Genomic DNA, 9,910 nt, shown 5'->3' on the forward strand with positions numbered 1-9,910 from the left:
AACTCTAGTTTTCAAGGTGCGTTCATCCTGCGATGACTGGGTTTTTTAAGCGGTTGCTTACCCGGCCCGCTATTCTTAATATCATACATCACATAAAGTCGCCCTAAAAGGGCGAGGCTTTAAACCCAATTTTTCGGTAAAGAAAAAACCCCCTATTGCTCATGAGTCAAAATCCCAATTCTTCCTCGCGACCACTGCAGCCGCTGCCAGTTCCCTCCATGCCGATGCCTCCCTCAGAAATCACGGGAACCAGCACGGGGACAACTCAAGAAATGAGCCAACAGGTGGCGACACCGACCAAAAACGTGCCGAATATGCCGCAAAATGGTCAAATTTCCGCCCCACGTCCTCCCCAAAATCGCGCTCCCAGTCAGGCGGCTTCTCCCCAAACCCCACCCCAGCCTGGTCGCGCTCCCAATCAACCCACCTTAGAACATTTGATCCGGATGGCCTTTGATCGGGGTTATTCGGACGTTCACCTAGGAGTTGGAGAACAACCCCGGATGCGGGATCGTGGTGAAATGATTATTCTCAACTATCCTGAAATTGACATCAACACTTTTTATAGTTGGTTACGGGAAATCCTCGGTGAAGAAGAAATCCTTCGCTTTAAAAAAGACCTAGAATTTGACGGTGCAACTCAGTACGAATTCGCTAGGGTGCGGATTAATATCTTTGAAAGTCTGCGCGGTCCTGGGATGGTTTTGCGTCTAATTCCCATGAAAATCCTCACTATGAAACAATTGGGCTTACCGGCTGTGTTCCGGAATGTGTGCGATGTGCATAAGGGATTGATTTTAATCACCGGTCCGACGGGTTCAGGGAAATCCACCACCCTAGCAGCCATGATCGATTACATCAATAAAGAACACGCCAAACATATTATCACCATCGAAGACCCGATCGAATTTGTCCATCAAAGTCGTCGCAGTTTGATCAAACAAAGGGAAGTGGGAATGCACACCCATGAGTTCGATAATGCCCTAAAAGCCTCTTTGCGGGAAGACCCAGATATTATTCTGGTGGGGGAGATGCGGGACAAATCCACCGTTAATACTGCCCTGAAAGCTGCCCAAACCGGTCACTTAGTCATGGGAACCCTGCACACCAACAGCGCCGTTAAAACTCTGGAGCGGATTTTAACTCTTTATACCGCCGAGGAACGGGAATCGATGCGGGTGGCGATCGCGGAATCCTTGGTTTGTATTATTTCCCAGGGTTTATGTCGTACCAGCGATAGTAAACGGACTGCTTTTCACGATATTCTCGTCAACACAGAAACCGTCAAAGATTACATTCGCAGCGGCAAAAATGACGAAATTATCGAATTAATGAGAGATGGCGAATATGATGGCATGATTACCACTAATCAATCTCTGTTTAACCTCTATCAAGAGGGACGGATTAGCGATGAGGTCGCCCTGGAAATGTCCCCGGTTCCCAATGAAATGGCGATGATGCTGCGGGGTAGAATCTAGAAAAACCCTGAAGGAAATCCTTGAGGGGTCAAGAGTTTAGTAGTCTAGAAAAATAGAAGCTCCTATTGATTCCCTAGGGGAACCCCTCAAGTGACCACTTCCGCGATTGTGTTGCCCGATATTTTTAAAGGCATCGCCCTGTTTACCCCCGGGGGCGACCTGATTTACTGTATCGATCCTGATAAACAAACTCATTGGCATCTGAATCTCTGCGCTGCTCTCCAGTCCGCTTTAGGATTGCCAGAACCTCCCCATTTTTTAGTTCCGAGTTTTACCGCTACCATCGATCGCTGGCGAGATCCCTACAGTCACCGTATTCATACTAGAGCCGAAGTCTATCCCCTTGTCCGTCGCTATCAGCCTTTATTAAATGCTATTTTCGCCACGGACGAGCGAGCTTGGTTTACTGTACCTTGGCAGGAACAATCCTCTAATCCCACTATCTTAGAAACCTATCGTCAGCAGTTTCCCCAACTTTGGCAATCCCACGATCTGATTCTCCGTTATCAGGAGCGCCCCGCAACGACTTCGGGGATTAGTGCTGACTCTGACTATACTAACCCTAGTCCCAAGGGTTATGTTTTGCGGTTATTTGTCTCCGGTAATAATGCCAATACTAAACACACCCTAGAATCGATCCATCAGCTTCTAGAACGAGAATTACACCATCCCTATACCCTGAAAGTGATCGATATCTCTAAGCATCCAGAACAAGCGGAATCTAATCATGTCTCTGCTATTCCCACTTTAGTCCGGGTTTGGCCGCAACCGGTGAAACGCATCATCGGCGAATTTGAGGATTTACCGCGAGTATTACAGATTATCGCCACCGCTTAGGGTTTAAAGACTTCTGACTCGATTCCTCGCCACCATTCGCCCAATTTCATTAAGTCTTGCTGAATATCATCCAATTCTTGGATATATTCCTGTTGGGAAAGACTGGCACGACGTTCTTGCAGTTTTTTGAGACGCAATTGCACCAACAGCCAAGGCTTGGAAATACCGTTAGTTTCTTCAATGTAGCGAGCGATATCTTGACTATCCATAGTTTTTTACTGTTATTATCCCATATTTTGTCAAATTAACGCGAGACTCCTTTTTTTTAGTTGCAGAAGATTATGTTTGATTTTAGCCACTATTACCCCTACGAAGAATTAGTTTCTTTCCTGAAAAACCTAGCCTCATCCTATCCTAATTTAATTAGCCTCACCTCGATCGGTAAAAGCTACGAAAATCGAGATATCTGGTTAACTACCCTAACAAATCAAGCCACAGGCCCCTATTTAGAAAAACCTGCCTATTGGATTGATGCTAACACCCATGCGGGGGAAGTAACAGGTTCTGCCGTCGCTCTCTATACTATCTCTCATCTTTTGAGCCAATACGGTCATAATTCGCCAATTACCAGACTTCTTGACCATTACACTGTCTATATTTTGCCGCGATTAGCCGTGGATGGAGCAGAAAAATATCTCACCACTCCCTATATGTTACGATCGAGTATTCGCCCCTATCCCCACACGGACGAGAAACCGGGGCTATATCCTGAAGATATTAACGGCGATGGTTTAATCTTACAAATGCGCCAAAAAGATACCTGTGGCGCTTGGAAAATTTCTGAACAAGATCCTCGCATTATGGTGCGTCGCGAACCGGAGGAATTTGAAGGAACTTTTTACACTTTGCTCACCGAAGGTTTAATCCGCGATTACGATGGCTATAATTTTACCACTGCCCCCACCCTAGAGGGCTTGGATTTTAACCGCAATTATCCCGTTTATTGGGTTCCTGAAGGGGAACAACAGGGGGCGGGATATTTTCCCTTTTCAGAGCCAGAAACCCGTGCAGAAGCCGAATTTTGGGCAAATAACACCAATATTAATGGCTTCGTTACCTATCATACCTATTCAGCAGTAATGTTGCGTCCCTATAGCACCCATCCCGATGAATATTTCCCCGTGGAAGACTTAGAAATGTATACATATATTGCTGATAAGGGAAAAGCAATGACTGGTTATGAATGCGTTTCTGTCTATCACGGTTTTCGTGATCATCCCAAAGAAGTGATTAACGGTGCCATGGATGATTATGGTTACGATCATTTTGGTTGGTATGGTTTTACGGTGGAGTTATGGGATGCACCCACCCAAGCGGGAGTGAAAAAAGATGATTATATTCAATGGTTTCGCTGGCATCCTTTTGAAGATGAATTGAAGTTACAGCGTTGGAATGATGAGAATTTAGCGGGAAAGGGTTTTATTAATTGGCAAAGTTTTGATCATCCCCAATTGGGAGAGGTGGAAATTGGCGGTTGGGACTTTAAAAATGTCTGGCAAAATGCCCCAGAAAAGTATTTACCAGATTTATGTGAGAAACAATGTCAGTTTACTATTGCCCATGCTTTGATGTCACCTCTTTTAGCTATCTCTCGTCTTGATCTTAAGTCGGAGGGAAATGGTATTTATCATCTGGTTTTACAGTTGGAAAATCAGGGATTCTTACCCACTTATACCAGTAAAAAGGCACTGGAAAGAAAGATTGTTCGTCCCATTCAAGTCAAGTTAAATTTAGCCGATGAGGTGAGTTTAATAGTGGGAAAATTAGAGCAGGAAATCGGTCACTTAGAAGGGCGATCAAATAAAGTATATAGTAGTCTTGCTCACGGTTTAGATTATCGCCGTACGGTGGAATGGGTGATTAAGGGAGTTTCTGGTCAAGAAATCGAGATTATCGCTATAGCTGAAAGAGCAGGAACAGTCAGACAAAAAGTGATTTTATAGAGCTATTTTGTTCGATAAAATTGTTAAATAAGTCTCGTTGGATTCTGTGGGTAAAACCCGCAATTTTTGGCTGCGAAGATCTGGTTCTAATCCCAAAGCTTCTAAAGGAATTACTCCTAATAAATTGTTTTGACCTCCGGATAATTCCAAACATTCAAAAGTCCCTTCCCGTCCCGCGATAATCAAGGTGGCATCGCGAAAAATTCTCGCTTTTCCTATGCCTTTAGCCGTAGCCACATCTACTTCTTTTAAAAGCTGTAAACCCAAGCGGGAGACTACTTCTGGCACTAGACAAAGAGTAGTTGCCCCCGTATCCACTAAGACATTTTCTAGGGTAAGAGAGCGAATTTGATCGGGAGAAATCACCGCCGCCGCCGCTAAAATTTGATCCGCGCGATTGATAACTGTAATGGTGGTGTAGATTTTGCCCATATCTTCCGCAATAATTGCTGGCTCAACCATAATACTACCCTCAATTCTACCTTCAATTATACCGGAATAATTGGCAACAAAATCGTCTAGTAATTTTAATTATTAATCCGGCCATCGGGCATAATTGCACCGCAGAAGTTAACTCCCATCATATTAGCACTCATTAACTCGGCACGAGTTAGATTAGCATTACTTAAATCGGCACCGGTGAGATTTGCTCTAGCAAAGAAAGCATCGACTAAATCCGCTTCGCTGAAATTAACTCCTGAAAGATTAGCCCTTCTTAAGTCAGCATGATTCATTCTTGCTGCTTGAAAATTAGCTTGACTAAGATTAGCTCGATCAAATTTTATTTGAGTCATAATTGCACTATGGAAATTTGCCCCCATTGCCTCCGTATCGCTCATTTTTGATCGCAGTAAATTGGCTCCCGCTAGATTTGCCCCCACTAAATGCGCCCCGATTAAATTAGCATCAGTAAGTAAAGCATCTTGGAGATTAGCATTAGTTAAATCCGCTTTTCTCAGGTCAACATTGCACAAATTAGCATCCTTTAAATTGGCTCCTACTAGATTAGCTCGCACCAGATCAACCCCTTTCATATTAGCCCCTTGCAGGTCGGCGCGGGAGAAATTAGCCCCTTGTAAAATAGTGTTATGATTTTTCTTTTCCTGACGCATATTTGTTCCTCGCAAACAAGCACCAGTGAGGTTAGCACCACTTAAATCAGCCCCCCGTAAATCCGCCCCGATTAAGTTAGCATCAAGTAAAGTAGCTAGGGTTATATCAGTATCACGAAGATTAGCCCCTTGTAGCATCGCTCCGTGTAAATTGGCACTGCGTAAATCTGCCCCATTTAAGTCAGCTTGGTTGAGACTAGCACCGCTTAAATTAGCTGCCACGAGATTAGCTTTAGCGAGATTAGCCCGGTTAAGATAGGTAAAGAGAAGATTGGCTCCGTGCAGATCTGCTTCATTTAAAACAATGCCAATTAAGTCAGCACCAACTAAATTAACTCCTGGTAATTTTAAGCCACTAAATTGAGTTTCTCCTGCGGCATAACGTTCAATTAATTCGGTGGGTTTCATAGGTAGAATATCCAGATAAATTTGGGTAAAAAATTAAAGAATTTTTTGTAAAGTTTGCACCAGAATACTGGCGGTTTGAACGTTAGCATCCGGATCCATTTGGGTTTGAGCAATATTGTATAGTTGAATTTCGATATCCTTGAGAGATTTCCCACTTTGGATGAGTTGTTGTAGTAAATCTTCTAGGGTATAACTTCGCAGAGTTGACCAATCTTGACCGCTCCGATCCCAAGGATGAAATAGGAGCGAGAAAATCAATATTTTGGCTCGTAAAGGATTAGCATACTGGAAAATTTCTAAACGAGTTTCAAAGGGGTCATAGGCAGTAATTTGTGGGAAATTACTGGTATTGTTATTTGAGGAAGCCGGCTCGGCCAAGGGCAATTCCATTCCTACTTGCGGTTCATTTAGATTGATAATCGAAGAGGCAAAATCCACAGGTTCACTTCTAGAGGGGGAGAAACATCTGGTTTTAGCCGCAGAATCAGAATCATTCTTTAGATGAACTATTTGATTGTTCAAGATTTGACTTTTTGACTCATTATCCTCTTCTTCGTCATCGTTATCATTATCGTAAAGAGGCTCTAGTTCGGTAAGAATAATATCGGCTAGGGCTAGGTAGAGAGCTTTTTTATTAATCTTTTCGGCAACTTGTTTGAAAGTTTGTCGCAAGCTTAGGAAATTGGGATTGTTTCGCTGAAGTTCTAAAACAATATTTTTTAAGCCATAATTATTAATCACCGCTTGATCGTTTTCCCAACGATTTTTACAAGCGGCAAACATTAATTTTTGAATTCTCGCTGTCTCTCGATGATTTTCTATTCCACTAACCACCTGTCTTAATAAATTATCTTCCTCGTTGTTGACATCATTATTAACGGTGGTGAAGCTAGGGTTAACTTCCGGTTCCACTGGTAATAATTGATTGTCGTAGGCGGCAGCAATATTACTATATAATTGACTGATTTGCTCGATAATAACCGTGGCTACTCCCAGATAAACTTTAGGACGATTGAGGGTTTTAACTAATTTATAAACAGAAAAAGTTAATTGTTCTTTATTGGTTTTGAGTTGCACTAACTCCTTCACCAAGTCTTCCATAGCCACACTGTTCAAAATATTAGGCTCATTTTCCCAATATTTTTTACAGATACAAAAGATTAATTTTTTGATCCGTAATTTTTCTTCGTGGCTGTCGAGATAGCGAACTACGTCATTAAAAACGTCGATGGATAATTGCATAGTAACCTCTGATCCGAGAAAGGAGCCAGCCCTCGCACGCCTCTACTATAGCGGTATGCTATTGGTCTCTCGCGAGTCAGCTTGCCAGAATATATAAGTTATTCCTCGCTTTTATTGCCTGAAAATATCCTAACCTAAAAGCGTGGCAGTATTGAGTTGGGGTTGCTGGATCTGGTCTATCTTCCCCAAGAGTACCCAGCCTAACTCCTAAAATTAGCAAACGATTATTTTTTCGCCTGGCTCGTTTTTAGTACAAATGTTCGGACAAAATCGGAGTAAAGTCTTTAAGTTTAGACGACCGATGCCCGATAGGGTTAGAGTAATCAGGGAGAAACTGATTTATCGAGAGGCCATATCATCCCATGCTAGAACTCTACCAATTTGAATTATCTGCCTATTGTGAGAAAGTCCGTCTCATCCTCGACTATAAAGGACTTGCCTATAAAAAAAGGGACGTGGTGCCGGGGGTGGGACAATTAGAATTATTCCGTCTTTCCGGACAGCGCCAGGTTCCCGTCCTCAAGGATGGTGATACTTACATTGCTGACTCGACGGAGATTGCTTTTTATCTCGATCGCAAGTATCCTGAAAAACCAATTATCCCCACAGATCCCCTACAACGGGGTCAATGTTTATTAATCGAAGAATGGGCCGATGAATCCCTGGGATTAAAAGGAAGAACCGCTTTTCTCGGCGCTTTTGCCCAAAATCAAAACTTTCGTACCGCTTTTTTACCCCAGGAAACTCCCGGTTTTATGCGCTTGTTGCTGGGTTCTATGCCAGGGGAATTAATTGATATTTTGGGGGCGGGTGTAGGTCTGGGAAAAGATGCTATCAATACAGCGAAAAAGGGGCTAGAACAGGATTTAGAGGCTTTGAACCTCATTTTAAACAATCGTCCCTATTTAGTCGGGGATCAGCCCACTTTAGCCGATTTAGCCGTGGCGGGATTAAGTGTACTGCTTCAGTTTCCCCAGGGTTCCTATCTCAACTTACCCAGGGAATTGCAAGGCAAGGGGATTCCGGGGTTAGCCGATAATAGCGCCTACGAGGGCTTTTTTGCTTGGCGCGACCGTCTTTATAGTCAATACCGTCAAACTATCACTCCAGGAAGTTCCACCCCTCCTATCGATTCCCCCAACTCCATCCAAATTGAATAGCAGCGCTTGACTAGGCTGGTGGGGTGTGGGGTGTAGGGTGTGGGGTGTAGGTTGTGGGGTCTGGGGTGTGGGGTGTAGGGTGTAGGGTGTGGGGTGTAGGGTGTAGGTTGTGGGGTGTGGGGTGTGGGGTGTAGGGTGTAGGGTGTAGGGAGATTAAATAAAAGCAATCTACTGATCACTGATTACTGATCACTGATTACTGATTACTGTTAAGATTCCCGTAAAACGTAGCCGACACCGCGCACGGTATGAATGAGGCGTTTTTGTCCACCAGCCTCCATCTTCAGGCGTAAATAGCGAATATATACCTCAATAACGTTTGATTCTCCTTGAAATTCGTCTCCCCAGACATTTTCGAGAATTTTCTCCCTCGATAATACTTCTTTGGGATGAATCATTAGGTAGCGCAGCAGTTCAAATTCCTTCATCGTCAACTCAATATTTTTGTTTTTATAGGAGAGACGACGACTGGCTAAATCTAATACTAAGTCACCGAAACGCAATTGTTCGGGGGTAATTTCCAGAGGTTGCAGGTAAAAACGGATTAATTTGAGAAAAGATTGCGAATTATAGGGTTTGAGAAAATAATCGTCGGCTCCCGCTTCCAAACAGGCGAGACGTTCTTCTAGGGTTTCTTGAGATACTAACAAAATAATATAAACGCGACTTCCCTGGGAACGTAAACGACGACAAAAATTCACACCGGCCTCCGCTGCGAGGAAGCGATCGAGTATAATCATCGCTGGCTGCCAACTTTTCACTTCTGGGAAAGCCATATCAATGCTAGGCACGATCAGGGGACGATAACCTGCTTCTTTCAAGTCCGCACTAGCTAGTTTAGCGATATTCTCCTCAATTCCCACCAAGAGAATTGAAGAACTCGGAACGGATGTACTCATAAATCAGCAGCGGTAAAGAAATAGGAAAGATAGGGAGGGGACTACCTAATTATAGTTAATTGATTCTTGCCTAACCGATTTAATAAAAAAGTTAACGCTGTGGTGCGTTGGACAAAATTACCATTGATAGACCAACCGGTCACTCGATCGGGGGACGACCAGAGGCTAAGATGATCTACAGGTGGATCTGCATAAAAATTTTCTTGACCGCTACCCAATAAACAGGAACTCCAATGGGTAAAATAATCGTGACTAAGGCGATAAATGGGAAAATTACCGATTAATGGCACTCCCCACCCGTCCAGAGCTATTAAAGCTGCAATTTTTGCCCCTTGAGCTTGCCAATAATGAGCTAAAGCGATCGCATTTACCACCCCCGCACTAAACCCAATCAAGGTTAGAGCTTCTCCCGGTGAAAAAGCTTCATTTAAGCAAGAAAAAGGCGAAATAATAATATAGGAACGTAATTTGACCGATTTGCTCCCCAGATGTCCTAAAAAATCCTCGGTCAGTCTAGAATCATGAAAACCCGTACAAATTACCAAAGACATACAATTAATTGACACTCCCCGAAGCGCTCATGGGAGGGATTCTCGAAGCTCATCACTGCGCTTTCTGGTTTCCCCTACTCACGTCTTACACGATTATGTCCTATCCGAACCCACTAGAATATCACTTGTTATCTAGGGCTTGCTGAAAAAGTTTTTCGGTGGTGGCAGGGTGTGGGGTGTGGGGTGTGGGGTGTGGGGTTTTACCGGTTTTGAGGTGGCCAATTACCTAATTTTCAGGGAAAAAGTCCCTGAATTTTCCCCCTGATCACTCCCATGCCGG

10 protein-coding genes are annotated in these 9,910 nt (G+C 43.6%); 4 read left to right on the forward strand and 6 right to left on the reverse strand.

Going from position 1 to position 9,910, the window contains the following annotated elements; genetic code table 11:
- The first annotated feature begins 161 nt into the window (after positions 1-161).
- Positions 162-1,478 carry a type IV pilus twitching motility protein PilT gene (locus IM456_RS04140; RefSeq protein ID WP_149988315.1) on the forward strand — a complete coding sequence of 439 codons (1,317 nt, stop codon included), beginning with the start codon at positions 162-164 and terminating at the stop codon, positions 1,476-1,478.
- A 90-nt stretch (positions 1,479-1,568) separates the two neighbouring features.
- Positions 1,569-2,315 carry a circadian clock KaiB family protein gene (locus IM456_RS04145; RefSeq protein ID WP_002758959.1) on the forward strand — a complete coding sequence of 249 codons (747 nt, stop codon included), beginning with the start codon at positions 1,569-1,571 and terminating at the stop codon, positions 2,313-2,315.
- On the opposite strand, the gene IM456_RS04150 is transcribed toward IM456_RS04145, so the two are convergent.
- Positions 2,312-2,524 carry a hypothetical protein gene (locus IM456_RS04150; RefSeq protein WP_002751038.1) on the reverse strand — a complete coding sequence of 71 codons (213 nt, stop codon included), beginning with the start codon at positions 2,522-2,524 and terminating at the stop codon, positions 2,312-2,314. The two genes, IM456_RS04145 and IM456_RS04150, sit on opposite strands and share 4 nt — an antisense overlap.
- A gap of 72 nt (positions 2,525-2,596) precedes the next feature.
- On the opposite strand from IM456_RS04150, the gene IM456_RS04155 reads away from it, so the two are divergent.
- On the forward strand, positions 2,597-4,258 hold the full coding sequence (locus IM456_RS04155) for a M14 family metallopeptidase (protein WP_287693268.1): 1,662 nt from the start codon (positions 2,597-2,599) through the stop codon (positions 4,256-4,258).
- On the opposite strand, the gene IM456_RS04160 is transcribed toward IM456_RS04155, so the two are convergent.
- The 3 genes from IM456_RS04160 to IM456_RS04170 all read right to left on the reverse strand — a co-directional run bounded on the left by IM456_RS04160 (position 4,253) and on the right by IM456_RS04170 (position 7,020).
- Entirely contained in the window at positions 4,253-4,720 is a 468-nt protein-coding gene (locus IM456_RS04160) for a retroviral-like aspartic protease family protein (protein ID WP_149988313.1), read from the reverse strand. The genes IM456_RS04155 and IM456_RS04160 overlap by 6 nt on opposite strands.
- A 65-nt stretch (positions 4,721-4,785) precedes the next feature.
- Positions 4,786-5,778 carry a pentapeptide repeat-containing protein gene (locus tag IM456_RS04165; protein WP_287693269.1) on the reverse strand — a complete coding sequence of 331 codons (993 nt, stop codon included), beginning with the start codon at positions 5,776-5,778 and terminating at the stop codon, positions 4,786-4,788.
- A gap of 33 nt (positions 5,779-5,811) precedes the next feature.
- Positions 5,812-7,020, reverse strand: coding sequence for a hypothetical protein (locus tag IM456_RS04170; RefSeq protein ID WP_149988311.1), 1,209 nt, complete (start codon positions 7,018-7,020; stop codon positions 5,812-5,814).
- Positions 7,021-7,382: 362 nt separating this feature from the next.
- Here IM456_RS04170 and IM456_RS04175 point away from each other — a divergent pair, with 362 nt between their 5' ends.
- Entirely contained in the window at positions 7,383-8,180 is a 798-nt protein-coding gene (locus IM456_RS04175) for a glutathione S-transferase (protein WP_149988310.1), read from the forward strand.
- Positions 8,181-8,389: 209 nt separating this feature from the next.
- On the opposite strand, the gene nblR is transcribed toward IM456_RS04175, so the two are convergent.
- Both nblR and IM456_RS04185 read right to left on the reverse strand, forming a co-directional pair.
- A complete protein-coding gene (nblR, locus tag IM456_RS04180) occupies positions 8,390-9,079 on the reverse strand; it encodes a response regulator transcription factor NblR (RefSeq protein WP_149988308.1) in 690 nt (229 codons plus the stop codon).
- 41 nt (positions 9,080-9,120) lie between these two features.
- Complete coding sequence (locus tag IM456_RS04185) at positions 9,121-9,630, reverse strand: hypothetical protein (RefSeq protein WP_149988307.1); 510 nt, start codon at positions 9,628-9,630, stop codon at positions 9,121-9,123.
- Between the last annotated feature and the right edge of the window lie 280 nt (positions 9,631-9,910).

The sequence above is a fragment of the Microcystis sp. M079S1 genome (genome assembly GCF_020246425.1).
GTDB classification, from domain to species: domain Bacteria; phylum Cyanobacteriota; class Cyanobacteriia; order Cyanobacteriales; family Microcystaceae; genus Microcystis; species Microcystis aeruginosa.